The sequence below is a fragment of the Bariatricus massiliensis genome (assembly GCF_900086725.1).
GTDB lineage: Bacteria > Bacillota > Clostridia > Lachnospirales > Lachnospiraceae > Allocoprococcus > Allocoprococcus massiliensis.
On the sequence record NZ_LT574837.1, the window covers coordinates 226987 to 253513 of the forward strand.

31 protein-coding genes and 1 pseudogene are annotated in these 26527 nt (G+C 44.3%); all 32 read right to left on the minus strand.

The window, feature by feature from the left end; translation table 11 throughout:
- Positions 1-73: 73 nt before the first annotated feature.
- Positions 74-532, minus strand: a pseudogene (locus tag BN6465_RS07110) (lysine--tRNA ligase); the annotation flags it as partial.
- Positions 533-699: 167 nt separating this feature from the next.
- Positions 700-1932 (minus strand): site-specific integrase, encoded by a 1233-nt coding sequence (locus BN6465_RS07115; protein ID WP_025641622.1) that lies wholly within the window; start codon positions 1930-1932, stop codon positions 700-702.
- 43 nt (positions 1933-1975) lie between these two features.
- Positions 1976-2146: a toxin-antitoxin system HicB family antitoxin gene (locus BN6465_RS20705; RefSeq protein WP_154670214.1), complete on the minus strand. Its 171-nt coding sequence runs from the start codon at positions 2144-2146 to the stop codon at positions 1976-1978.
- Between the two features lie 106 nt (positions 2147-2252).
- Positions 2253-2462, minus strand: a complete 210-nt coding sequence (locus tag BN6465_RS07120; protein WP_025641620.1) for a DUF6462 family protein — start codon at positions 2460-2462, stop codon at positions 2253-2255.
- Between the two features lie 369 nt (positions 2463-2831).
- Positions 2832-3023 carry a helix-turn-helix domain-containing protein gene (locus BN6465_RS07125; protein ID WP_040197901.1) on the minus strand — a complete coding sequence of 64 codons (192 nt, stop codon included), beginning with the start codon at positions 3021-3023 and terminating at the stop codon, positions 2832-2834.
- Positions 3020-3430 carry a sigma-70 family RNA polymerase sigma factor gene (locus tag BN6465_RS07130; protein WP_025641617.1) on the minus strand — a complete coding sequence of 137 codons (411 nt, stop codon included), beginning with the start codon at positions 3428-3430 and terminating at the stop codon, positions 3020-3022. The genes BN6465_RS07125 and BN6465_RS07130 overlap by 4 nt, the downstream gene beginning before the upstream one ends.
- A gap of 221 nt (positions 3431-3651) precedes the next feature.
- On the minus strand, positions 3652-3996 hold the full coding sequence (locus BN6465_RS07135) for a helix-turn-helix domain-containing protein (protein ID WP_025641615.1): 345 nt from the start codon (positions 3994-3996) through the stop codon (positions 3652-3654).
- Positions 3997-4165: 169 nt separating this feature from the next.
- Positions 4166-4528, minus strand: coding sequence for a hypothetical protein (locus BN6465_RS07140; RefSeq protein WP_025641613.1), 363 nt, complete (start codon positions 4526-4528; stop codon positions 4166-4168).
- An 18-nt stretch (positions 4529-4546) separates the two neighbouring features.
- Complete coding sequence (locus BN6465_RS07145) at positions 4547-5467, minus strand: ParM/StbA family protein (RefSeq protein ID WP_025641612.1); 921 nt, start codon at positions 5465-5467, stop codon at positions 4547-4549.
- Between the two features lie 133 nt (positions 5468-5600).
- Positions 5601-6659 carry a DUF3854 domain-containing protein gene (locus BN6465_RS07150; RefSeq protein WP_066733202.1) on the minus strand — a complete coding sequence of 353 codons (1059 nt, stop codon included), beginning with the start codon at positions 6657-6659 and terminating at the stop codon, positions 5601-5603.
- Between the two features lie 56 nt (positions 6660-6715).
- Positions 6716-7474, minus strand: a complete 759-nt coding sequence (locus tag BN6465_RS07155) for a hypothetical protein (protein ID WP_025641610.1) — start codon at positions 7472-7474, stop codon at positions 6716-6718.
- 13 nt (positions 7475-7487) lie between these two features.
- Positions 7488-7931, minus strand: coding sequence for a hypothetical protein (locus BN6465_RS07160; RefSeq protein WP_040197905.1), 444 nt, complete (start codon positions 7929-7931; stop codon positions 7488-7490).
- A 14-nt stretch (positions 7932-7945) separates the two neighbouring features.
- Positions 7946-10117 (minus strand): SF1B family DNA helicase RecD2, encoded by a 2172-nt coding sequence (gene recD2 / locus BN6465_RS07165; RefSeq protein ID WP_025641608.1) that lies wholly within the window; start codon positions 10115-10117, stop codon positions 7946-7948.
- A 106-nt stretch (positions 10118-10223) separates the two neighbouring features.
- Positions 10224-10745 carry a DUF7768 domain-containing protein gene (locus BN6465_RS07170; RefSeq protein ID WP_025641607.1) on the minus strand — a complete coding sequence of 174 codons (522 nt, stop codon included), beginning with the start codon at positions 10743-10745 and terminating at the stop codon, positions 10224-10226.
- A gap of 13 nt (positions 10746-10758) precedes the next feature.
- A complete protein-coding gene (locus BN6465_RS07175; RefSeq protein ID WP_025641605.1) occupies positions 10759-11796 on the minus strand; it encodes a YqaJ viral recombinase family nuclease in 1038 nt (345 codons plus the stop codon).
- A complete protein-coding gene (locus BN6465_RS07180; RefSeq protein WP_025641603.1) occupies positions 11796-12938 on the minus strand; it encodes a hypothetical protein in 1143 nt (380 codons plus the stop codon). Before BN6465_RS07180 ends, BN6465_RS07175 begins: the two co-directional genes overlap by 1 nt.
- Positions 12939-13226: 288 nt before the next feature.
- Complete coding sequence (locus BN6465_RS07185) at positions 13227-13553, minus strand: hypothetical protein (protein WP_025641601.1); 327 nt, start codon at positions 13551-13553, stop codon at positions 13227-13229.
- Positions 13554-13668: 115 nt separating this feature from the next.
- The gene (locus BN6465_RS07190; protein ID WP_044955071.1) at positions 13669-14601 is read right to left on the minus strand and encodes a hypothetical protein; all 933 of its coding nucleotides are present in this window, start codon (positions 14599-14601) and stop codon (positions 13669-13671) included.
- 22 nt (positions 14602-14623) lie between these two features.
- Positions 14624-15607 (minus strand): hypothetical protein, encoded by a 984-nt coding sequence (locus BN6465_RS07195; protein ID WP_025641597.1) that lies wholly within the window; start codon positions 15605-15607, stop codon positions 14624-14626.
- 13 nt (positions 15608-15620) lie between these two features.
- The gene (locus BN6465_RS07200) at positions 15621-15878 is read right to left on the minus strand and encodes a hypothetical protein (RefSeq protein WP_025641595.1); all 258 of its coding nucleotides are present in this window, start codon (positions 15876-15878) and stop codon (positions 15621-15623) included.
- A gap of 11 nt (positions 15879-15889) precedes the next feature.
- Entirely contained in the window at positions 15890-17014 is a 1125-nt protein-coding gene (locus BN6465_RS07205) for a hypothetical protein (protein WP_025641593.1), read from the minus strand.
- 79 nt (positions 17015-17093) lie between these two features.
- A complete protein-coding gene (locus tag BN6465_RS07210; RefSeq protein WP_066733204.1) occupies positions 17094-19346 on the minus strand; it encodes a vWA domain-containing protein in 2253 nt (750 codons plus the stop codon).
- Between the two features lie 28 nt (positions 19347-19374).
- Positions 19375-21249, minus strand: a complete 1875-nt coding sequence (locus tag BN6465_RS07215) for an AAA family ATPase (protein ID WP_025641591.1) — start codon at positions 21247-21249, stop codon at positions 19375-19377.
- 3 nt (positions 21250-21252) lie between these two features.
- Positions 21253-22011, minus strand: coding sequence for a hypothetical protein (locus BN6465_RS07220; RefSeq protein WP_025641589.1), 759 nt, complete (start codon positions 22009-22011; stop codon positions 21253-21255).
- Positions 22008-22388: a hypothetical protein gene (locus tag BN6465_RS07225; RefSeq protein ID WP_025641587.1), complete on the minus strand. Its 381-nt coding sequence runs from the start codon at positions 22386-22388 to the stop codon at positions 22008-22010. The genes BN6465_RS07220 and BN6465_RS07225 overlap by 4 nt, the downstream gene beginning before the upstream one ends.
- A 96-nt stretch (positions 22389-22484) precedes the next feature.
- On the minus strand, positions 22485-22997 hold the full coding sequence (locus BN6465_RS07230; RefSeq protein ID WP_025641580.1) for a single-stranded DNA-binding protein: 513 nt from the start codon (positions 22995-22997) through the stop codon (positions 22485-22487).
- A gap of 221 nt (positions 22998-23218) precedes the next feature.
- Positions 23219-23380 carry a hypothetical protein gene (locus BN6465_RS20710; RefSeq protein WP_154670215.1) on the minus strand — a complete coding sequence of 54 codons (162 nt, stop codon included), beginning with the start codon at positions 23378-23380 and terminating at the stop codon, positions 23219-23221.
- Position 23381: 1 nt separating this feature from the next.
- Positions 23382-23534, minus strand: a complete 153-nt coding sequence (locus tag BN6465_RS20715) for a hypothetical protein (protein WP_154670216.1) — start codon at positions 23532-23534, stop codon at positions 23382-23384.
- A 307-nt stretch (positions 23535-23841) separates the two neighbouring features.
- Entirely contained in the window at positions 23842-24405 is a 564-nt protein-coding gene (locus BN6465_RS07240) for a hypothetical protein (protein ID WP_025641576.1), read from the minus strand.
- A 74-nt stretch (positions 24406-24479) separates the two neighbouring features.
- The gene (locus tag BN6465_RS07245) at positions 24480-24869 is read right to left on the minus strand and encodes a hypothetical protein (RefSeq protein ID WP_154670217.1); all 390 of its coding nucleotides are present in this window, start codon (positions 24867-24869) and stop codon (positions 24480-24482) included.
- Positions 24870-25111: 242 nt separating this feature from the next.
- Complete coding sequence (locus BN6465_RS07255; RefSeq protein ID WP_025641572.1) at positions 25112-25777, minus strand: hypothetical protein; 666 nt, start codon at positions 25775-25777, stop codon at positions 25112-25114.
- The gene (locus tag BN6465_RS07260; protein WP_025641570.1) at positions 25770-26501 is read right to left on the minus strand and encodes a YkgJ family cysteine cluster protein; all 732 of its coding nucleotides are present in this window, start codon (positions 26499-26501) and stop codon (positions 25770-25772) included. The genes BN6465_RS07255 and BN6465_RS07260 overlap by 8 nt, the downstream gene beginning before the upstream one ends.
- Positions 26502-26527 lie beyond the last annotated feature (26 nt).

A 26527-nucleotide genomic window follows, 5' to 3' on the forward strand; every position in this document is an offset into this window, starting at 1 on the left:
TAGCCACCATTCTTCATGATGATTCATGTTAGAATACAAATTTGTTGTCAAATTACGAAGATTTCTTACTCTCCTAGTACAGCTTCGCACCCGCCGGAATTCTGTCATCCACCATCAGTAGATTCAGTCCTTCATGTCCGTCTTCTTCATGAACCGCACTAATCAGCATACCGCAGGAGTCGATTCCCATCATCGGTCTTGGTGGCAGATTTGTGATTGCGATACAAGTCTTTCCGACCAACTCTTCCGGCTCATAATACTCATGAATACCGCTCAAAATCACACGGTCTGTACCACTTCCGTCATCCAAGACAAACTTCAGAAGCTTCTTGCTCTTCGGCACTGCCTCACAGGCTTTTACCTTTACGGCCCTGTAATCAGATTTTGCAAATGTCTCAAAATCAACGAACTCTTCAAACAACGGCTCGATTTTCACATTAGAAAAGTCAACCTTTTCTTCTATCTTTGCTTCTACCTTTTCTGCTTTTTTCGGAGCGTCAGAACCGCCCAGCGTCTTCATAGTAGGAAAAAGTTTCCCAACTAATTTACATGCCGTCATAACGATTCAAATCCTTTCATTTCTTTACTTTCCCATTCTTCACAGTGCTTCGTATCACATCAGGGAAAAAAGAAAATCGTTGTCAAATTGTTGTCTTCGCAGAAAGTTTGTTGTCAGCTTACTCACACTGAGAACCCTTCCTAAAAGATGTCCAATTTGGATAAGTTTTCAAAAGATTCCTTTTTCTTTTGATCTGTAGCTTCGGCATAGATATCCATCGTAGTTTCGATATTCCGATGGCCCATAATTGCCTGAATTACTTTTAAGTTTGTTTCATGTTCGCAGAGTCTTGTACAAAAGGTATGCCTCAAGTGATGACAGGAGAAATCTGGAAGAATAATTGGCTCTCTCCGCTCGCGCTTGGCATTGATGACCTCTTCCGCATTGTACCCGCTGATAATCCGTTTGATAGTACGATTCACCGCCTGCGGATTTAAAACAGAACCAAAACGATTGATAAATACAAAACCCGTCATTCCATCGATCTCGGTTTCATTGAATCCCGTTTCTTCCTGCTCCTCATGCTCCATGTGGAAGGCGTCACATACAATATCAAGCATCGGAATCGTTCTGATACCTGCATCTGTCTTTGGCTTCGATATTCGCAGAACAGACTTTCTTGATTTTCCAACCGGGTAATAAACCAGACTGTGATTGATGCTAAGAATCTGATTATCAAAATCAAGATCTTCCCAGCGGAGACCAAGTGCTTCTCCAATTCGGCATCCAGTTCCAAGTAAAACCGTAAACAACGGCCACCAATGATAATACACCGGATGATTGGATATATACTCCAGAAATACTCTCTGTTGCTCAATCGTTAAAGCATGTCTCACACCTCTTGACTTATCCGCCTTCTTGCTAACTTCCTTCATAATTCCGTCTGACGGATTTTTCCGAATAATTTCATCTCGAACCGCCAATTGGAACGTCGGATGCAGCAAGGTGTGAATCGAATCCAGTGTCCCTAACGATAACTCTTCCTCTTTAAGTAAATAGCAATAAAACTGGAGTACATCTGAATACTTAATGTCTGCGATTTTTTTCTTTCCGAATGTATGTCTGACAAAACGATCATACATATAATCGTAATTACTACGGGTGGTCGCCCGCAAATCATACTTCGTAGAGATATACCGATCATAGGTATCATTTATGGATGCTTTCCCTGCAACATACAGATCCAGTCCATCCAATTGATCCTTCATCAGCTGCTTTTCTTTTTCTCGAAGCGTTGCCAAATCCTGCGCGTATATGGACCTACGCCTGCCCAACGGATCAGTATAGGTGTACATATACCGCTTATCTGATGCCCTCTGTACTTCTCCTTTCCTGAGTGCTCTTCCCCGCTCATCTTTTCGTGTCTTTGCCATGTCTGTAACCTCCTTCATAAAATGAAGAAGGGACTCACAGCACTTACTTTCGCTTGGACAAATACTCTTCCAAACTTCGCAGGGCAACCTCTGTCATTGTAATCTTGTGTTCAGCAGCATACCTGGTCAACTCAGCATGGGTTTTTTCTGATAATCGAACCGTAATGGACTTACGCTTTGCATTGTCCTCCTTTGGTCTACCCATTTTTGTCATATCGCTACCTCCACATGTCTTCATTATACTTATCGTAAGACAGAAAGTCAAGTCCCCAAGTGCTTAAAGTCCCTCTATATAAAAAAGCCATAATGTCTCACCTACTTTAATACTCTCGGAATGACTCCAAAAATTTTTCAAAAATTTCGCAATTCACTAAAGCAATGCCATCAATCTTATAAACAGCTTTTGCTTCCTTTGCGAGTTCTTGAAACTTTGTCAGCCCAAGGCTGTACTTCTCTGCTCCTTCTTTGTAGCGCACAAACTTTTTTGCATACTGCTTTGTTTGCTCTACGTCTTTCCTTTTATAGCCCATAATCAGCCTCCTTACTATTAAAATCAAAATAAATGCCCCCTTCTCCGCCTGTGGCTGTCAGGTCCATAGAAATTTCATCTCCCCACCTGCATTATGGCCGGGCTGCGAATTACAGAAGTATCATTATCCCCGGCCGGATCATTGCGTTATATGGGTGCCGCCCATATATCAGTGCTCCTGGTTTTGCTCGCCACACAAACGGATAGCCGCTTCTCGGTTCGGGAACGTAGAGTTGGAAGCTATGAAATTGTCAAGGTACCATGGCATGGGGATGCCTTTACCTATAAAAAGCCTCATCATCTCTCAAATCTCGAACAGAATTCAAAAAAAAATGAAAACGGTCTCAGAAAAATCTGAGACCGCCTTCGTCTAAAAGACAAACTTTGAAATATTGAGCGCAATATGTATCAAAATATACTGTCTTAAATCTTCATCTATTTGCCCGTCAACCTTACTGTGCTTATCAATTAATGGTGCATACAGTAGAAATAGTTGCTCTAACGCCTCATGACTGCCGGAAACTGCCGCCTGAAGCATCTTTTCAAATTCCATGTGATTCATAGTTTATCACCGTCCTTTGTCAATGCTATGCGCAGCTTCTTCAATGCCTGATAGCGCTGGTCGTAAACATGCTGCGGAGAACAGTTCAATATCCGTGCAATTTCCTCCGGTTTTCTCTCTTCCACAAACAGCATTGTCAGTATCTCCTGCCGCTTTATCGGCAATTTTGCAAATGCCTCTGCCAACCGTTCCTCTTCAAAGTCAAAAGCGGATTTTGGATTCGCATAATATGCAGCTTTTTCAGAAACAGCTAAAGCGCTCTCTGGCAATTCCTCAATTGAAACTATATTTACCTTGGGTTTTTCCCGTTCCAAATATTTGAGTCTGGCGCGGTAAACTGTTGTTTCCAGCCATGCTGTGAATCTGGCCCGTAGCTCGTCATGTTCAGACTTTTGCTGATGGTTCATATTTGTACCTCCTTACGGGGCACACCACCAGGGCAAAAGTCAAGACACGCCGTAGTGGCGTGCCTTAATTTTCAACTTGTTACCTTTTTACAGTTGTCAATGGCTTAATCCATATGGGATCACCTCCTTATTTTCAGATAACAAAAAACGACCATACTACATTTTCATGTAGCATAGCCGTTCTATAAAGCGTAAACTTTTTCTGTTTTGTTATATGCTCATCATTCATCCGTATGACTGAACTTTTCAATGGTATTTAAAAATTCAGCCAGACCTTCGCAAGCGTATACACGCTGCTTTACCGGATACTTCTCGATGCGCTCTGCAATCTCTCGCAAATAGACCTTCTCAGGTTCTGTATAATACTCCCTGAGCAATTGATCTACCGTTACAGAAAGAGCATTTGCAATACGTACAATCATATCCAGGCTTGGAATTCCTCTCGCATTTTCAATCTGGCCGATATGACTGTTACCACAGTCACAAAGCTCCGCCAAATCTTCCTGGCGCATTCCGCGCATTTGTCGGTACTTCCTAATATTCTTACCTAAAATAACATAGTCCATGGTTCTACATTCTCCTTACATTTTTATTTTATACAATCTGGCAATGGAATTGAAGAACTCAACGTTCCAATACACGCACTATAAGTGGAATATAAACTTTTTCACATGGACTTTTCTATTATTAAGTGTGTTAAATAACCATCATTATCCTATCGGATGCACTGTAGTTTTATGAAAACACATCCAGATTATCCAACATCTGTGCAATGTCTGCCTCCAGAGTATCTGTCCCATTTCCCTCTGAAAATGCGATTAATGATTCGTCCTGATGAACTGTTGCAAGTCTCTCCTCAACAATGCGCCGTATGATTTCTTCAATTCCATCCCGATTATAGCCAGACGTCAGCTTGACCTCTATTTTACAATGTGTATCCTGCAAATCCGGGTTAGAATTAAGATAATCGTTAAGGGCTGCAACAACAACTGCACTTTTTTTGTTTCCCAGCCTTTCAAGCAACTCTCCAGCCTTTACTTGTTCCTCTGAATCTGCGCCAAATTGAAGCGAAAAGCGATATTTTCCATCCTTTTTCATTATACATCCCTCCGTCCCTTATCCAAGCGGACGAAGTGAAAGCGTTTTCCTGCCCAGCATTTCATACCCCAGTGCGTTCGCATTCGGAGATTCAACAAAGTCTGCCTTTGCTACCAAAGGCGAGCTCATCAGGAAATGTTTTAAAAGAATACTTCCCCCGCCGATAAAAACTGCAGGATTGGAACGCAGATCCACTTGCAATTCTCTAAGCTGATTCAGAATATCCTGTGCATGTAACTTCGTTGCTTCACAAATTGTCTCTTTGACATCCTCCGGCAGAATGGTATTCTCGGACTGGAGAACTGCACTAATATGCTCATCTTCGATACGCATATCATGAAGTGCACCAACTTTTCGTATGATTTCGTTGTTCATAGTAATAATGCCAGTTTCCAGACTTCGGCAAAACTGCAGATCTGGTTTTCCATTCTTCAAGAGCAGCACATCTGTGGTATAGCCGCCAATGTCAACGACAAACATACGAACAGTATGGACAACCAAACTACTCTGGGGAATAACAGCGGCATATGCCTGCGGGAACACCATGACACGGTCTATCTTAATACTGTATGGCTTATCACCATAAACAAATTTGATAATTCCATCTCTTTTGAAATAACGAGCGAATTTATCTTTTAAAACCCCAAAATGCTCCGGCGGCAGACCAACAGCCAGCTGAATCTGCTCTACCGGCGTATATTGCCCTCTGTTCTCCAGTTCTTTGGCGATTGCGAATAATGTCAGGATGAAATAACGGTCATCCTGTGTTTTGTCTCTCATATAACTTAGGCGGCGTCCGCTCAGGGTCCAGTATTTTCCTCCATACTCCAGAATCTCATCCGTCATAGGCGGCTTAACCGTATGCTCTGAAAGCCCTGAAATAAAAGAGTGGTTTGTGGTCTTTATGGCGTAATTGCCATGGTCGATTGCGATTAACATATGTATACCTCCTGCAAAGTTTATTCTTATACTTATCATTACACGATTTGCTATGCGTATTTACAACTTTTATACGCATTTGATTAAAAAAAGCACACGAAAAAGGGTGAAGCATTTTGCTCCACCCCAGTTCTTAACGTTTCTTTTGAAAACAATATTCCCAGATGTAGTCATCCAGCCCTTTATAGCGTGGATCCCACAGGTAAGTACCAAACCGGAATCCCATAATATCAAGAAGGCTGAGAAGATTGTTATAACCGTTTTGCACATGGCTGTTCGTTGCAAAATCCATATCAAAAGCGGTCTTAATCTCTACTACCCCTTCTGCACGCAAATCACTGAGCGTCCTCTCCAGCTGCGTCAGGGAATTAACACCAGGAACCGCCAGCACCGTCAAACCAGTCAGTGCATGTATGATATCGGCCTTCATTGGTCCCTCTGTCAGTACCAACATAGATCTAACCGGGCCTGCAAGATGCGTCCATCCTTCGGCAGGGCAACCATCCGGCCGCTCTGTACTGGATACCCAGCGAAATTTTCTCTTTTTTACTTTATCTCTGCGTATCTGGAGTCCCTGAATCCTTCCTAACCGGTCTCTCATTGGGATTAAGATACCGCGTTCTTCATGGATGAAAGTCCATGTGCTATTTTCATTCCTATAAAAACCAGGAACCCCAGCTAAGTACATCCCTTCAGACTGAAGTTTGCTGGCAATCGCTGTCATACCGACCACAGGTGTTGTCCTGTATTCAAGCCGGAGGATGTCATCTTCTGACAGCCCTCTGCCAAGCAAATTTTCTTTATGATCTGCTGCCAGTGCCAGTTTGCTAAGAAGCGCACTGTATGTGGCGTGACGGGTATCAACATCCGTTATTGGACATTCCGGTTTTGCCTGCGGCTGTATCCTCTTTTTAGGTTTTGGCCGGTTATCAGGCATTCCCAGTTTCTCCACCAAAGCCTTTCGCACTTTGTCACGCGGAATCCCGGTATATAAGGAATATAAATCAAATATACCACCAGATATTCCGCACCGCGGGCAGCGATACACTTCTTTTTTCAAATTGATGTTCAAGTGTTTTTTTCGAGGATTTTCATCGCAACAAGGACACTGAACATAATAGGAACTTTTTCCAGACGGCGGCATCGGTATTCCAAGCAGTGAGATTACATCCCACATATGATATATCTCCATACTGCCTCCTTTCTGGGGGACGACCAAAAAAGCCGTCCCCCTTATTTTTAAACCCGTTACGCCGTCGCCTGTTGCATTGCATACTCACAAATCATCCGGGCAGCTTCTTTAATTTCCTCACCACCGGTGAATTTCGTTGCCACCCACTTGATTGCGCCAGGATCCAACGCTAATACCTCTCCAAGCGTTTTTCCATTGAATTTTGAGATTGGGCAAGGCACACTCATTGCCTGCGCCATCTTTTCTTCCGGAGTCAGCTCCTTTTGCACCGATTCGTTTACAGTATACTCCTCTTGCGCCGGTTCCAATTTTTGTTCTGATGTTTCTTGTTTCTTTGCAGCTTCTGTTTGAGGCTGAGCAGCAGTGATTCCCAACTCATCCACTGCAGCAGACTCAAAATCTTCACCTGCCATAGAAAACTGAAGACCAAAACCTGCGTTTCTAAGAGCAATTCCGACAGCAGCTGTCTGTGCCCATTCCCGTGGGGAAACAGAAGGTTTCTCCTCACAGTATCCTCTGGAGGCCGTTGCCTCTGCCAGATAGCAGTCAGCAGCATCCTTATAGTTCGGATACACGCGAGCTGTTGCTACGAAACAATCCTTTGCAGAATTCACCTGTACAGCAATTCGTCCTTCCGGATATTTCAAGCGAAACCACGCCATCTGTATCATTACCGGAAGGCGCTTACGCACCTCTCCAGTTCCCAAATCCGTATAATCCACAGCAAACGGCGTCGGATCAAATCCATCCACCTTATGTATGGTTTCGATTTTGGCGAGCATTGCCGCCTTCTCATTCGAGTTATTCTGACTCATAATCATAGCCTCCTTATAAATTGATATATGTGTTCCGATACTGCATCCAAACTGGCAAAATCGTATGAACATATTGACTGATACTTGTTTTGTACTGCTCCTGTGTCCCTGCCTTAAAACTGGAAAACCGCTTTCTGCCCTCCTGCACAACATGCTCAAAAGAGTTAAGTGCTGTTTCACGACGTTTCTGACCCTCTGCATCGGCTTTCAATCCGAATCGTCTTTCAGTTAAGGTGAAACGTACATACGCATCTACCATTTGAAAGTGATAGCCCATGACCTTTGTATCCATAGTAATTGGTGCGGACTTACAAAACGATTGAAATGTCTCCAAGACACAAATGCGGTAATTCAACTCCTGCATAATCAACAGGTCTTCCGGCGGAAGACTATTCTCAGCAATCTGTGACCTGATAGTATTCTGTTTCTCAAGATATTGATCTAAAATTGTAGCCATAGCTGCTCCTTTCTTCAAGTAAGCTCCTGCAACCGCTTAGCGAGGCAGGTGCCGCGTTTTTCTGTGTCAGTTTTTCTAATGGAAATGCAGAGTGCCTTTTTCTCCCCAACAATAGCCACACGCTCTTTTCCACGTGTAATTGCCGTATAAACGAGCGGCCTTGTCAGCATGATGGAGTGTGCGCACTGAAGGTTGATGATAACAGACTGGTATTCTGATCCCTGTGATTTATGGATGGTAGAGGCATAACCTAAATTCAGCATTTCCAGTTCACTGGAATCATACTCTTTTACACGCCCATCACCAAAGTCCACATGAACCGTAGTTTCATCACCGGTACGGATAATTTTTCTGATATACCCAATATCTCCGTTGTTGACATCATCATGGTTTTTGATCTGCATGACTTTGTCCCCGCACCGGAATTTTCGGTTTCCAAAAACAACTTCCGCTTTCTGCGCATCTGGCGGATTTACCTTCTCACGCAGCCGTTCATTTAACGCATTGACTCCGGTTTCCGTCTTTTGTCGGTATGGCGTAAGCAAAGCCACATTATCAACACCGTACTTTTCAGTTTCCTGCAGATATAGATCTACAATGAGTTCGGCAGAATCAGCGAGCCTGGGAGAATTGATAAACCGAAAATCGCTCCCATACTCCAGACCCACATTCCCATGGCGTATCAGCTTGGCGTTTGCCGCTATACGGCTTCCCGCATTCTGACGGAACACCTTGTCCAATCGCACGACCGGGATGCACCCGCTGGCAATCATCTCGCTGAGCACTGCGCCAGGCCCTACCGAGGGCAGTTGGTCCGCATCTCCAATCAGCACCATCTGGGCACCATATTTCGCTGCTTTAAACAGGTATTCAGCTAAATAAATATCCAGCATGGAAACCTCATCTACCACAATCAAATCTGCAGTAAGTGCGTCAGGGGCATCGTAGTCTCCATCCTCATCTGCCATCAGGCCGAGAGCCTTATGGACGGTTGAAGCCACAACACCAGTTGCCTGCTCCATTCTCCTTGCTGCTCTTCCAGTAGGAGCACAGCAACAGATTTCATTTTTCGGATTACTTTTCTGGTAAATATCCAAAATTGCTCTCTGTATCAATGTCTTTCCGGTTCCGGGTCCTCCGGTGATAATGCAAAGCCCCTGTGTCAATGCTATTTTTACTGCTTCACGCTGCTCTGGTGCAAACTTCATTTTCAGCTTTTGCTCTTCCGCATCTATGGCAGCATCCAGATCTCCGTAATTGTGCATTTTCCAGTGCTTCATCTGTTGATGAATGGCATAGGCAAGCTGTTCTTCCACATATGCGGTTTTTGCCCTGTACACTTTGCCCTGATAAGACACCAACTGTCCGCTGAAAACCAGTCTGGCGGCACGGTTCGCCACCATATCTGCCGTCAGTGCAGGCGTATCCAGAGTTTTTAGACAGTTTTTTACAAATTCATGTTTCTCCTGGCACAGATGCCCTTTACCTTCCGCCTCTGACAGCGTATACAGGATTCCTTCATCCACGCGTTCTGTTGAAAGATGGTCAAACCCCATGCTCAGAGCAATATGGTCTGCCGTCTTAAAACCGATCCCGGCCATATCGCAGAGTTGGTAAGGATGTTTTTTGACAATATCCATCGTCTTATCCCCATACTCTTTATACAGGCGCACCGCTCGATTGGGCGTAATGCCGTGCGGTGACAAAAACGCCACCACATCCCGTGCACCACGATTGACCAGATAAGAATCACAAATTTTTTTCAGTTTTATCTCACTGATACCTGGTATGGCAAGGAGCTTTTCCGGCTCTTTATCCAACACCTCCAGAGACTGTTGACCGAAAACTTCGTAAATTTTCTCCGCTATCTTGGAACCGATCCCTTTAATCTGCCCGGAAGAAAGGTATGCAATAATGCCTTCCTTCGTCGGTACTATCACTTCGTTATAGCTCTCTACTTCAAATTGAAGGCCAAATTTGGAATTTTTACTCCAATGTCCACGCATGTCGTAACGCAGGCTGCTCGAAACAGGCAGGCAATATCCTACTGCTTTCACTTGCGTAATCAGATTACCTGTGCTATCTTTAATCGTTTCGCATGGGTGGTAGAGCGCAATCATATAACCACTATCATCAACAGTCGCAATGCTTGGCGGATATATGAGTTTTTCAAATTCACATAACAAAATTTTTACTCCTTTCTGAGTCGTGTTTTAAATACAAAAAACTCCCGAATCGTATTCAAAAATTCAATGGGAGTTTTTTATATAGCTGCAGTCAGTTGTTTTTTCATCAGAATATCCCCGCCTTTTCAAGATATGCCATGGGAGAAGAACAACCCATCAGAACATTTTCTCGATCAAGATGGACGCTGTGTTTATCATAGCCCTGCTTTGTCAAATTTTTCTGCACTTCCAGATATATGCTTTCCTCAAAGGTCATCATAGGCATCTTGAGGTATGCCGCATGAGCAATTTCCCCACTCATCCCACTGCTGATCCGATTCCCGCATATAAGCAAAACATCACTTTCTTCCAACAGCTCCAATCCAAATTGAAGGGCGATGGATCTGTCCGCCGGCACTTTGTCGCATAAAAGCATCGGAAGATACGCATGAGGCGCACTTGCATTCATACCCATTTTTTTCATGGCATAATACATATATGCTCTTGCTATTTTTATATTTTCTACCATCTCCTCATCCGTAACTGCGCTAAGAGGCGAGCAGATATACGCCCGTTTTTTACACCTGTCGTTTTTCAGAAACTGATAAAGCAATTCCTGTTCCCAATAATCATGATAAATATTTTCCATTATAGTCTCCTTCCTAAATTGGCTGGACCGACACCTTTACCTTGCGGCTTTCCGAGGCTTTCAGAACATCGGTATAGATTGCCGGGTATTTTTCCTTTAAGGCTTTGGAATCGGGCCTGCGAGTTGTTTTGGTTACAAAATCAATCAGAAGCTTATCGCTGCTCGTCTCTAAGACGCCATGCTCATGCTCCTTCATGACTTCGGCAATTCGCACGCTATGTGCTTCAATCTCCTTTTCATATGTTTTGATTTCTTTATTGCATTCAGAGATTTTTCCCTGAAGCATTGCGATTCTGCGCAAAGGCGATTCGTACTTACGTGAAAACTCTATTGTCGGAAGCCCGGCCTGACTCGTACCATAAATCCTTGCCAGTGACTCCAAAGCAAGTTTTGGGGCAACATCCGCCATGGTCGGCGGTTTGTCATTTTCCAAGCTCCAGATCCATTCGTCCAAACGTTCAAAAATCATATCCTCTTTCGCCTTATCACGAATAATCTCTGGCATTGCCAGATCATTGTCCGGATTGTTTCCCCAAACTACGGAAAAGGCGCCGATATTTACATCCGCTACTGCAAGATAAAACCTCAGCTGCAGTTCATAGTAGAGCGGAATTGCTCCATCTGCCCATTCAGCCGCTTTGTGATACGTGCAGCTTTTACACTCCAAAATTCCCGGCTCGCTATCGGATGCCCGTATAAAGCGCCGGTCAAAATTGGCGAGAGCGTAAGGATGATCTGCGTGCTGATACAGATTAGTATCTTCAATAACGGTGTTGCCTGTCTTTGCACCATACCAATAGGCAGCAATCGGCTCTAAAAGATGCCCCATCTGCAATTGGTTGGCATTGTTTTTTTTAGCAGGCTTCATTTGCCCTTTTTTGATTTTCCACAGCTCCAGTGGAGTCGTCCATGGTGATACGCCAAAAATGGCTGCTACATCACTTCCTCCCACAGTATAGGGAATATTTCCTTTCGGACCATGCATACGGCATTCCAGCCATCTGTCATTGGTCATACCGGCGGTGTCGCAAAGAATAATCGGTTTTGCCATCAGTAACTCACCGCCTTTGCAAGGTCATAATCGCTCCATCTGAGTGAGAGCGCACGGGCCATATTTTCTTCTATGACCAACATCTTGCTTTCCGGCGTGTTCTCCGTCCTCAAAATAAACGGGATCTCCTGCATAGCAAGAAATACGTCGTGGGCTGTCGCCGGACCACCTCCGTATGCCATCTCGTACATAGCTATGGCCTCAACTGCAGCCTTTTTTGGCAGACTCAGTTTTTTGCAAACCCTGGTCATTGCGTTTATCGGATAATCCAGATGAACCTCCAGCAGTTTTTGTAATTTGGCAATACTATCCCCAAACTGGGCAAAGAGCTGATCCAACGCCGCATCAAAATCGGAAACCTTAGACTGATGCCTGTGGTCAACTGCAATACACCCCCCGATATGGATGGAGCGCTTTCCGCTCACCAAAAGAGCAGAGACCTTTGCCGAAGCCACACCGGTATCCGAACTCATAAAACGAACACCCGGAGTCAGTTTGGAGGCCATCGCTGATTTCCCTTGAGAATCCAGCAGCTTTGTATACACCTCCAGTAAATCCTCTTTCTGATCCGGCATCGTCCATGATGCGCTTACCATGGCATGATCGCAGTATCCAGACTCGAATACATTTCCGTTGAATTGTGCATCCAACTTTCCCTTCAGTGCAACAAGAAGTTCATCGACTGGCAACACTGAATAATCAACCGCATCTCCAGAATGAACTGCTGCCACCTTCTCATCACGAATGAGAAGAAGCGCTTCTGACGAATAAAGTTCCATGCAGGCATTTAATACCTCTGCCAGAGCCTCACGACTGAGCTTAGGCAGCGCTGTGCCTCCGATTTTTGCCCGGTCAAGCAGACTTTTGTAGGCCGTCATACGTATCGGGAAAAGTTCTCCATTAATACGCATGGCCAGACCAAGATTTTCAACTGTGTCATCCACAGCATCCTGTGTGGTTCCTGCCGCAAAAGCTGATAGATTTGTACTCAGAACAGAACCTTTTCCCAACGGCTGAATCTCAAGGTCGCTGACCTTAGCTTTCACCCAACGGCTGTTCATAGACTGTTCCTGGTGATAATCAAGCATTCTGCGATAGGAACTGAATGTGGTGTAAAAACCATCCTGACATTGTTTTTGCATATTACATGCTCCTTTCTTTTCTGGCGGGATTGCCGCCTTGATATATAACAAAAGCCAGCAATCCAAAAAGACTGCTGGCTTATGCCCAAATATAAATTGGCCGGAAAACAAAAAAGTGCCATCTGCAAAATTGCAAATGACACTTTGATAAACTCTGTTAAACTGTGTTCAGCCTTGGCTAAACTTGATACTGGTATAAATATTATAGCAGAATTTATCTCCATAGTCAATCTATTTGAAAAAGAGCACGTAGTTGGCTATTATACTTCTACGTTAATGTGCGCTGCTTTACTCGTATATAGTTTCTTTGAACCCGCCAACCAGAGTGAATAGTTCAATAAAAGTTTCATTAATATTCGCCATATAAATATTCTCACTCAGAAATTTTACAACTGCAGGGTTGATTATTTCCATTACAAGGCGTTCTTGTTTGTTGATGAGAAAAAACTGTTGGGTATCGCCATTATAATAAAACCGCTGGTTTTCGCCTTCCCATCTGTCAAGCATATAATTAAACTTATCTATACTCATGTTTTTGCCCCAATCATATACCCAGCATTCTTTTCCATCTCTGATAATCTTTTTATACGTTTCAGGATTATAATAAACAGACATATTTTGCCTCCTATTCATATAATATATTTGCATTATAGCAAAAGAATCATCCTTTTTCTATCTCTATTAAAGCAACTGAGGGATGCCTCCTAAAGACATCCCCCAGACCCAGATACTATGCTGCTTTTTTGTTTATAGACCACATTCCTCTTCCATTATGAAAGAAGTATGCGGGATTGATCTGCAGCGTCTGGCGGATTTTTTCTTTCCACCATTTGTTTGCCTGTGCTTTTTTATGCGGCTCTATTTTCTCATAGAGAAATGTGAGTGTCACCGGTTCGCTGCATTGTTCTAAAACAGCAGCAACTACGTCCCGCCATGTTGCACCCGGCATATCCCGGATATCGACCTCCGCTTTCTTTGCCATAATAATAGGAACCAGAAGCGGTGAATCCTTTCGGACAATCATCACATATTCATGCAGAATCGGAATGAATTTACCGCTATACTGGACCTGATCTGAAAAACAATTGTGCTGGGCTTTGATAATAATATTTTCCAAAGACCCCGGCTTGATAATTTCGGAAAGCATACTGTAAAGCACGCCTTTTTTCTTAATGTCACCCATTAAAACCGCCATCCTGCCGCCCTTCTCAAGAGCTGAAAACTGTTTCATCATGGCGTAGTTCATTTTTTCAACAAAGCATTCCCAGTCCGGTATGCGCGACAGATCATGCTGCCTCGGGTCATAGCCGTAGTTCTTTTGGACATCTGAGGCTTTATACATGACATCCGAATAAGTGACAATATCCCAGTATGGAGGATGCCAGAAAATAAATTCTGGACGCTCCGGGATATCGCAGGTCATGATGTCAAAGCCGCTGTGCAGGTCATAAATATGGCTGCCAATACCCAGTTTGTCCGCCGCTGCTTTGGTCGTCCCACTGCCGCACATATAGTCGCAGATTTCTTCCGGTCTGAAGAATCCCAGAAGATCCTCAATCAGTCTGGGAGAGCAGTTCCCCCGATAACGGTTATTGCCGCCCTCACCACGCTCCGGATAGGAAACAATGCTGGTCAACGGTCTTGATTCGCTTTTATAAGGCATAATGCCACCTCCCTCTGTGTATTTATGGTTCCCATGGTCTGGCCTCCATTTTTGCATACAGACAGCACTCTTTACATGCTTCACTTCCATTTCCGACACACAGCGGGTATGGATTGTCCTGTTCCGGTGTATAGCAATCCGGATGCGTATTTTCTTTCAAATACTCATCCACAAACTCATGTGCAACCTCTGATACAGTCTGCCAGTAAGATTCCCAGTAGGAATCATTTTTGCCCAGTTTGTTCTGAAGTCTTTCTGGGAAATGCGGGTCCTGAATCATACGGTTATACTGTTCATTGGTAAGCTTATCCAGCTCATCCCAGTCTGATATCTGAGATACAAAATCTTCCAGTTGACAGGATGTCTTGTAAATCTCCGCCATCTCTCTGACAAACCGGCTGGATACGCAGATTTGCTGAGAGATAATAGCAATATGATAGTGGCTTTCGCAGTGTTCACCGTCAATGTAACATTCATAAAGAGACTCCGTGGAATACTCCACAAATTTCTCATTATCTGTCCATTGGGGAATACAACCGCTTTCCTGTTCTTCCTTCAGCTTCTGTACCAATAAGCGTTTTGCATCGTTAAAATCCGTATAAACTTCGGATGAATTTCCCTGTTCGCCATCTACCGCCCAATCTTCCAAAAGAATATAAATCCTCGGATGCTGACGGCATTCTTTCAGATCATCAAGCGGCTCCACCATAGACGGAGCCATGATGACAAAATCCAGAATGATGTCGTCAATAGTCTTTTTCTGGCCATACAGTTCAGAAAAAACATCTTCCAGCTTTTTTACTTCATAGGGCAGTGCTGGAACTTCAAAAGAGCAGTATATATCCGGCGTTTCATTTTCCGTTTCCTTATCCTCTCCATCACGGATTTCCGTAATCGTTCCATACAGGCCCTCATACTCGCTTCCCGACGTTCCCACAATGGGAGCGCCGACAACATAGGTTGTGCCTTCATATTCAAATTCAGCACCGATTCGATTGATAATCATTTTAATACCTCCTTTATTCCGAAACTTTTATCGCAAACAGACAACGTGGATCATAGCGCATTTCGATAGCCGCATTCTTACAGGCTTCCTCTTCGTTCTCCGCTTTTATGACTGCAATAAACGGCGTCGGCTCCATATCGTGCCATCTTCCTTCGTTGTCTGTACCGCACATATCCAGATCCGCCAGCTCATCATCTGTCAGACCAACAATATCAAACATTTGTGAATCACGAACCCATGACGAGTCCATGCAAACGACATATGTGTTCATCTGTGTCCTCCTTAAATGTGGTAGTCTACGGCAGCCAATACCGCATCCTCATCCATCTCATCAATGTGTCCGTCAATGCAACTGCGCCAGTCTACCGGAACATAGTTTCCGGATTCCGGATCCAACACGCTGTCTTCAATACTCAACCACTGGCCTGCATCCACAATGTCGTGTGAGCCTATCGGGTACTTCCAGCTGTTTGGAATTCCATACTCCTCAAGGTATTCCTCCAGCGCAGAGCCTTTTCGGTAAACGTATCTGCCCCAGTGCATAACTCCGTCCGGAACAATTTCTCCGTCAAAGTCGGAATCGGTCTTACCAGCCAAAAACATTCGTTCAAGCTTGTAAAAACGCTCTTTTGCTTTCTGATTTCTCCAATTCCGCATTTCCTCCCACGCAATATCCTTTTTTCTGGCTGCACATACCCATAAGTATCCCTCCGGCGCCTCAGCTTTTTCGCCCGAATTGCACCAGCTTGTCTCACCAATGGAATACTCAAGGCAGCTGTCTTTTACCAGAAACCTCTCTGGCCAGCGTCCGCCAATGGAATACCAATCCCATATAGCATTTGGATTATAGTAATACCCATAGCCTTGATGCTTTTCGTCAAAAGAAAAGCCGCATCTTTCTTCCGCATATTCCTCAAAACTTTTATAAAGTTTCCTGCGGGGATAATTGGACAGAGCTATCATTCGTTTTGCTTTCTTAGTACGCTTTTCATGGTGAAGCGGTCCCGCATCCCTTTGAAATACTTTTCCGTCACGGATAATGAATCTGCCCCAGAGAGGATCGCCGTATTGCTCCACAATTGTACCTTGGGGAAGTTTGATACAGTCAACCGCACTCTTGTATTCTTCACGCAGTTTTTCTGTCCGGTCATCAAACTCCAGATATTCCGGATCCTCCATCGATGCGCAATAAGGATACATCAGCTCAGAAACGCCGTCATTTACTGCACGGGAAAATGATGACTGAAGGTTTTGAAACCTCCCAATCGTAAAGTCCAGCATAAAGTTCTTTGTTTCTATTTGTTTCTGAAGTTCTAATTCCTTCAGGGCCTCCACTATCTGTTTGTCCAGTTCCTTGTCTTCCCTTACCTCAGGAATTTCTAAAATTGCTAATGTTAAAAAGTGCATAATTACCTTCCTTTCTGGATAACAAGAGGGCAGCCGTAGAAATCCGGCTGCCCGTTGTGTTTTTTATAATTTGATGTCGTTATACCCTTATATGCCGCTTAACTACAGCGGTCAGTTTTGTGGGCAGTTGTTTTAAATCCGAGATATCCATGAATGAGTCTCCGTAGATTCTCTCAATGTTCTGCTTGTCATCTCCAATTGCCGCAGCTACAAATAAAATGCCTTTGCGCTGATATTCCTGTTTGATGCCGCGTAGATCCTCCTCAGCTGCAGAACCGCTATATCCACTGTCAGCAGGCTGCCCATCTGAAACCAGTATGAGGATTTTTACTGCTTCCGGCCGCTTAGACAGCTGTTCCGCTACAAAACGAAGCGCTGCTCCGTCACGGTTACTGCCTCTGGCCGCAATGTCCATCATACGGTATTTATCATCGTGGTCAAAGCCGTCAAATTCCGCATAGGAATACAGTGCCACCGTATTTCCAACATCGGTATAATCGGTGGAATGACCATAGACCATTACCGGAATGTCCAGGCTCTGACAGAAATCATACAGAATGATAGCCGAGGCTCTTGCATAAGTACAGCGGTCACAGGAACACATGGAGCCTGACTCATCCAGAAGCAGACCGACTGCCAGTTCCGGAATTTCATTGGGCAGGTTATTTTTGTAAAACACCTTCCCATCGTTCCTGCACAATGCGTGCACATCCAGACGTCGGCCCATGATAAGACCGGTTAGCTTGCCGCCTCTTCGATTTTCCTTGAGCTGCTTCTGCAAACTCTTCTGCAGCTGGCGGGAAATATTGATCAAGGGCCCCGCAATAGCATTATACTGTTCTATAAGCTCCTCATCCACAGAGGCAATCCGGTTGATTCGGATAGGTACTCCTTCATGGATATTCCCATAGGAAATGTTCTGAGCGACATCATTCAGCTCCTGAATCCTTTCATTCTCCAGCTGCGCGCAGGCCGCCTTTTCCGCCATTTTATCCAGAAGGCGTTCAATATCAGCCGCCGCACGGTCGTAATACTCCCGCTCGTAATCTTCGTTTTTTTCCACGGAACCACCAACAGGTTCTGAGAGCGATTCTGACTGGTGATAAGGAATACGCCCTTGCTCATTATCCGAAGTTTCCTCTTTTCCTGAACCAGAATTCCTCCCATTCAGCGGGATTGCGTCTTCATCTGAAGAATTATCGCTTTCCCCAGACCCAGATGGATTTTCTTCCGTTTCAGAGTCAGTCTGGGAATCATCCTCATTCTCGGCGTCTGCATGGGTCTGTGCACGTTTGTCTGCCGTCGCAGATTCTTCTGTCTCACCAGAAGCTTCCGGTACCGGTGTGCTGTTTCCTTCACCCATTTCAGAACCGCCGGCAATCGCTCCCAGCACTTCCGATAAGGTTTCTGCAAGACTGGTGGAACCGCCGGAGGCTTCCGCCTCTTCCTGACGTTTTTTACATTCCTCACAAAAAGATTCGATATAGTCCCAGCACCTTACCAGTACCATATTGACGACATTCAACCGGTCTTTTCCGGACTTGCTCATTAAAGCACTGTCAATATCGGTAATCAGGCCAAACACTGACTGAATCCTTTCGTCGCTTAGCGGTTCGTCTCCATACTTGATTTCTCCAAATTTGACATAAGACAACATAATCTGAAGGACGCTTTCAAAAATATGCTTTCCCTCATCCTCATTTTCAATCAGCTGTGTCACTGTTTCAATATGTTCAAAATGCTGCTCCCGCAGCTTTTCAAGGCCGTATCCCAATGTGCCCGGAAAATTATTCAACATCCTGTTTTCGATATACCCATCCTCAATTACATTGGAAATATAATGGGAAACCATCTGCACCATCTCAAGATTTTTTGGATCGGTTTTCACATAATTCCAGAATGCCTTTTCGTTCCGTGCATCCGCTGTCGTTTTCAGATCCGGCGGATAAGGATACCAACGGTAACTTCCCAAATAATTGGTATGTGTCTGCGCCGCCAAGAAGTCCGTATAAAGGACATGACCCAGTTCATGTGCGAACATGCCGCATACGATCTGGTAGCGGTTTTCCCGCCCCTTTACCTTCGTGACCATAGAATTCCCGGCATTGATACGTATAAGCATATTATCTGTTGATGCCACATGCTTTTCTCTCGGTTTCCAGTAAAGATTAACGCGGACCCGTCGGTTATAACGATACCGCCTCGTCTGTGCTGCCGCCAAATCTTCAAAATGTCCCGCCAAAAGACGGGACGAGAAGAATTGTCGGTCTGAGATTTTACTGCGCTGCTCATTGAGCCGCTGTTTTACTAACTTATGATTCACCCTCGCCATACAGGGTTGACCTCCTTTCTAAATACGTTTATGCGATTGCTTTTCTTCGCCTCTTTGTGAAAATCGGTTCCAGAACAGCACTGATCAGCGCCTCACGGTCTACTTCATCCGTTGTTGCTTTACTGATAATCGTGTACAATGCCGACTCATATACATCGCCGGTAATCTCACTGCTCACAATCCAGTCAATCAGGCTGCGCATACCATAAGAGCCGTCCGTAATACTGTTCTTTCGGCAATACTCCGACAGATCGTTGACCACCTGCACCATCTGGGATATCTGATACTCATCTGTTGCGCCCGTGACGGCCATGGCGCGCTGCACCATAACTTCAGGCGTCGGAAGTTCCACATCCCGTACCAGACTCATTCTGTCGATAACAGACTGGTTCATGCTGCGGCATCCCTCATATCCGACATTAGTTGTTACTACGACCACCGCATCCGGATGACGCTCTATCACCTCTCCGGTAGGAAGCGTGATTGTCCCGGTCTGCTCCAGCAGAGAATTCAGTCCTGGCAAAACGCCGGGCTGGACAATTGTCGTAGGCTCCTGGATCTCAATGACATACCCATACTTCAGAGCCTTGATAAAATCTGTCTCAATATAAGTATAGGTTTGACCACTGCTCTTGGAATTTTCATCTCGTCTGGACAGGGCACACACCTTCTCCGTTACGCGATCCAGCACAATGCTCATACAGTCCTGAGATGTTGCGGCTGCATTTTCTACACCAGTTAGAGCCTGATATACCCCCGCCGGATCATAATCCATATCATCCAAATCCGGCAGATTCATTATTTTGGATACGTTGGCATAGTTGATTCCACCCATACTCGCCAAAATCGCTTTTTCATGATCAAGCTGTGCATCCCCGGTAGAACCCGAATCGGTATCCGGAAAAATCTGACCTATGAAATCATATATCTCTGTTCCTGCTGAGCAGGTATATGCCATATACGGAAGCCCCAGTCCTGCTGCAATCGCTTTTGCACTTCTGGTCTTTCCGGTTCCTGACGGTCCACGGAGGAGGAAATTCCTCATCTGCGTCGGTTTCCCGGTAGTTGCCTGAGCATGTTTACAGATATCAACGACTTCCTGCGGAATGATGTACCATTCCGGGAGCACCGGTATGAGCTGCTTTTCCTGGCTGCTCATAGTCCTTGAATGCAATTTATATTTTCCGACAAAATCTGCGTGTTCAACGATCTCCTCTGCTTTTTTTACAGTAACCCTTTCTGTCTTCGCAAAGATTGTAAATTCCCCCGCAATCACATGGGTAGGCTCAAAAGCGCCGGAATCCAGCTGCACCTGAGATACACGCATCAGATTTCCGGCCTTGTCCACACTCACCTTGACGGCTGCTGTACAAGCGGTATTCTTGATACGTCTGTAAGCGTTGTCACAAAGCATGGCCATATACTCCATAGCCGAGGGTAAATCTGAAAATCCATGACTAAACTGATCGCGGTACAATTCAAAATTATCACTGAATTCCTCGTCATTCATAAGCACTGGAAATAGTGCCATCATAACGGCAGCTCCGTCACGCCCTGATGTGTTCAGCACATAGTTTTCAAAAGTTTCCGTGTTCTTGTCATACACACTTGCCATTAACGAACCGGAATTGCTGTCATATACTACCAGATGATAATCATCAGGCCCCATGGACGATTTGTATTCAGCAACTGTCCTGTGGTCGATGACCCCGACAGCTCCTTCGGCGCTGCCATCCATGCAGCGGCAAACTGCATGTACCGCTTTTATGACTGTTGAACACAAAGTTGCATTTGTCCCATCTCCATATTTCGATGACACTGACACCTTTTTGTTCGTCAGCGTATCAAACGGTTCCGGTAAGGAACGGCTGTAATTGAAAATATTGTTCATATATGCACTCATACGTTATTTCCTTTCTGCATTTGACTGCGTAAGATTAATTTTGATTCCCTCAGGCACACACTGGACATCCTCCAGGCCGGCTCTTATCAATTCCCGGCAGATATCCGCCCAGCTCTCACGGACCGGAAGTTCTTCCGCAAGCAAAATCAGTTCTGAGAGATTTTCTCCAATTGCTTCATTGCATCTGGCATTCAGCTCAAAGATATGAGCATCTGCCCACTCAAAGGCCAGTAATTCGTAATTCTGCACCTCTGGTTCTTCATCAGAATCCGGCACATTATTTTCCGGCTCTAAAGTTGCCTCCTCCTCAGTCTGTGGATTGTAATCAATTCCAACCACCTGCAGATTTCGGATTACAACCTTAGCACGCCGATATCCACCCGCGCGATTGAGCAGAATAAAAACTTCCTGGTTTTCCCGAATAAGTTTCTCAGCATTCGGCGCTTCCCAGACCCATCTTGCTTCCGGATACTCAGATAATACAAGCTCTGTAACCCGTCTGAGTATGACCGAATACGCAAGCACCTGCACATCCTTCTCGGTCGCTTCCTTTACCGGTTCCGGTAAAAGAGGAAATGGTGCGATTACTTCAATCTTTCTGGACGAAAGAAAAAGCAGTCTTATCACTGCTGCAAAAATACCGAGAATAATCAGTAACAGGATGGGCCATAGCCGGCATATAAAAGTAAGCAAAGCCAGCATACCTAACAGCACCAGCGCCTCATAAGCCATGTGCCTTTTTTGATCTTTCTTATTCATCATTCTATTCCTTTCTGACTCCGTTCCTTTGGGATAAAGATATAGAGACAGTTTGCATTACTGCAATCAACAGCATCATGCAAAATTACTGCCGCTGCCTGCGATGAGTCAAATTGTTCTACCGATATTCCTTCAATACCTGCGGCTACTTGACCAAGAATGATTCTTCTTTTGAGACCATCCGTTGCTGTCAAAACACGGCAAAACTCCTCCCCATCACGGTAGACCGAAATAGCATACTGTCTGTTCAAAGAAATCTTCATCAGAATGCAATGAAGTTCCTCTTCATTCAGACATCCTCTTGTCTTTCCCTTCATTGCAGCCTTAAATTTTGTGTGTTTTTCCTCCTCAGAGAGAAGGCAAAAGGTTTCATTTGTCATAAGACACCTCCTTTAAAACGCAAAAAAGCGCACATGAGCATACAATGTCTGTAACTCATGTGCGCCTTAAAACGCCGGATTCAATTATTGCTCCAATCAGTTTTCATCAAAGAATGATCCGCCGCCAAATGCCTCATATCCGGTAAAATTTCCGGACGTTTCAGCACCTGTCGCAGGAGCTGCCGCAGCATTCTGCGGAGCTGTATTCTGGGGAGCCGCATTTTGGGGAGCTGCATTTTGCTGTCCTGCAGCTGTCTGGTTCTCCTTGGACTTTCCTCCACCGGAAGCATACTCAATGTCATCCAGAATGATAACCATCATTTTTCTGAGTTCTTTGGTATCCTTATCTTCCCAGGAATCTTCGTCCAGTCTGCCGATCAGATTCACATAAGAACCCTCTTTCAGCTGCATCTTCTTGATGCGTTCGCATACGCCGTTAAACGCCTTAACCGGAAGGTTGATCCAGCGGCTGTCGTTTTCAGCATGAGGGTCATAGACCTTCTTGCCAATACGGAACCTCACAGAATCTCCATTCTCAGAAAAGCGAAGAGCTGGCGTGTTGTCATAACCTTTGGATACGACGACTTGTGTTGCAAAAACTTTTAACATGGAAATCTCCTTTCTTGCAGGGGTTGCCTGCTATAAAAAATTATTTATTTCAAACCTGCTTTGCAGGTAGAAATCAAAAGAAACAAAAAAAGTGCCAACCAGCACAATTGTGCTAATTGACACTTTGAAAACTCGGAAACTCATGATTCCTCTTTGGAAATCTTGAAACTGATGTAGATATTATAGCATATGCAGCTTCAATAGTCAATCCATCCGAAAAATCACTTGAAAATTGCTTTTTCAATCTCTGTTTTTGCAAAATCCAAAGCAATGACTGCCTTCAACAAGTCAAATCGGTAGGTGCCATCTTCATTTTCGTTTTCTCTGACTAACTCCTGAATTTCATTCAAGAGCCGATTTAACATCTCCTTATCTGCTTCCATTTTAATTACCTCTCTTTTCTGTTCCCAGTGCATAGTAGCTGCATATCATATAGCCGCTCTCATGCTCATATACCGGGGTTTTGTCTGATAAGTATATAATAACAGTATCACCAATGGAGAGCGTCTTCATTCTTTGCCGAATAGGAATCTTCACTATGTTTTCCTCCAGTTGAACCCAAATCCCTTTGGTTCTTTTTCGGATCCCGGACGTCTCAATTTTCTCGCAGGTTCCCTGGATGCACATATAGTTCCCCGCAAAGCTATTATAGCATAGTCGAATCCCATTTATAAGCAGAAACCCAGACAACAGCAAACAGGGAAGGCTGAAATAGAAATCCTGGAAGCCAAGTAAGATGATAATAAATAACAGCAGAAAAACAGCACCCCCTACAAGTCTAATGGCAATCTGCTTCTGTAAAGGCACTGGTAACTCATAAAATCTCTCCTTCATCCGCTTCACCTCACAATACTATTAGTTTCTTTTTCTTCAACAGCACGAGCAATATCCTTACGGTTTCATCCCTGCATTCTGCACATTCCATGATCTGCTCCAGACAATTATCTACGATGGTATTCTTTGTGTAGATCGCCTCCACCAACGCCTGTCGGTTTTCAGAATGGAGATATCGGGGTTCAGGTCTGATCTTATGCTCTCTAAGAAAGATAAGTTCTGCTACTGTCAACCGAAGTCCCGCATTCCGAAGCCAGGTTAACGTTTCCTTTTCCGCATGACCCAAAAAGAACTCCGGTTTTGTATTAACCGCCGGACAGCAAATACACTGTGTCAGGATTCTGTATCTTGCCACATCCGTATTTTCCGCTTCTGTTTCTGTCAGACCCATTCTTACTAAATGCCCAAGCGTCCGCTTCTCCGACTCTGTTTTTGCCTGGGAAAATTCCAATCTCCCATTCAGCCACAGCGCCGCCTGTTCTCCGGATAAGCTATATTCCTGACCACATCTCACCACCTGGAGAAGATGTTCCGTAGAGTTTTCTTTTACAATCCCTTTGGATAAATAAATCATGTTCATCACCTCTTTGACCTTTCAATTACATTACACGATTGGATAAGGTGATTTACAACATTTTATTACGCTGCTTATATCAAGTACATAAGGGCAACACAGACTCCGGCAATTAACAGAACACAAGCCACCACCAGTATAATCTTTTTAACCAATGTCTTGTCAATCTCCTCACGGCCTCCCCCTTCATCAAAGGGACGGACATCATCATAATAGCCATCATAGTCATCTTCTCTCACCGGATCAGATACTTCACTGGCTTTTGCAGGAGCAACTGGTCTTTTTGTTTTTTCCGAATATCTTCTTTTCTTTACATGTTTCTTGCTTCTTTTTTTCTTCTCCCCGTGCGTTTCGGCAACCGGAACAACCTCCGGTGTCACAGGGGATAACGATTTCCCGCATTCCGTACAAAAGGATGCTGCTGAATTTGCAAGTTCTCCGCCGCAATATGGACAGTATTTCATAGTATCGAACTCCTTTCCTGAAAATAAAAAAACAAGCAGATTCCTGAGAACCCACTTGTAGACGATATAAGTATAACAGTTTTTCTTTTCCATGTCATCGGCATTTCTTATGCCACTTTTGTGCCATTTTATTTGCCATACCGAGCCAATGAAGTTTTTCACTGCAATATCTCACCACATGGTCATTATCAAGAAAAAATGCGGCGCAATCATCAGACTGCACCGCATTTTCATTCTTAACTTTAGAACATTGGATCTGAAGCGTATTCTGCTTCTCCCTCATTCTCCTGATACTGTGAGTTCTCCTGTGGCTGCGCTGTTCGCTGATTGACCTGATGATATTGATCTGCATACCATGCACTAAGCCATGCTGTATAATGCATTCTTGTCATGAGTAATAACTCACTGAATACCTCATATGTCATACTGACTGCTACATGATTTTCCGGTTTACTGCCGAATTTAGGCACAATTAAGCCTTTCTGATCTGTTTCGCCGGGCCCGCTATCCGCCACAAACAGGAAATCTGATTTGCTTCCTGCCAATAGCTGTGCTGTTCTGGACAGACTTTTCCCATCTGCACGGGAACGTCCGTATTTTGCAAGCTTCTCGGCAGAAGTTCCGCCCAAGCACTGATAAAGAGGTGTTTTATCCCCTGTTGTCTTCTTGTTCTTCAGAAGATAACGAAGCTCCCCACCTTCCAACTTGCGGCATAGTTCCAAGAACTCATCCACCGCAATATAAATATGGATGTTGTTCGTCTGCCGTTGTCCAGTCGGACGACTCAAATCATAAGTTGCAAAGGCGAGATGAATTTTTCCAATCTTAAAAGCATCATTCAGACTCTCCACAAAACAATTGCGGGCATCTTTTCGGATAATCTGATGCTGGTTACGATCCTCATTCATTTTTTCCACCGCCTTCCTTTATGGGTGCCAGTTGCAGCAATGCAGTGATTTCTTGTGCATTCTTTTCAAACTGCGGCATAAAATCCTGATCCACATCGTAATGCAGATATAATCCGATAAAAGCCGCTGTCCATGAAAGCTCCATAATACGCTCACTGGCTGTCTTTTCCGCTTCACGGAAAAACTGCCCTAATTCCACAATTGTCTGCTGCCATTTAATAAAAAACTCATCCTCTAACGACATTCCGAACTCCTCAAGCCATTCACGTACCGTATGGGTTTTAGAATTATCACCGCACCCTGGATTGGTAAAAATATACTGTATCTGGCTTACCGAAATTTTCTCCGAAGGATTTATATCCTTTTCAAATATAAGGCATCTTCCTATTGGAAACAGCGCGCATACCGTTGGTTTTGCCTTATGGACAGAACATTTTCTATCTTTCATCAACGGGCATCTTCTTATGGAGCCACGAGGCTTCAATCTGACTATCGGCATACGGGAGTCGCAGCCAATAAAAGTCTCGCAGTAGGTTTCAAACAGTTCTTTAGTCGTTATCCCAAGCTCCTTTGCCATGTTATAAATATCTCTCGGCGTTAAAAGAATATCCTCCCGATTGATGCAGCATTTACCGCACATAGTGCAGTGAAACGGAAATGGCTCATCCACACCGATTTTCATTGTTTCTAAATTATTAACGATATTTTTTAATCTTGTATCCATAGTTTTTCCTCCTAAAAATAATAGAG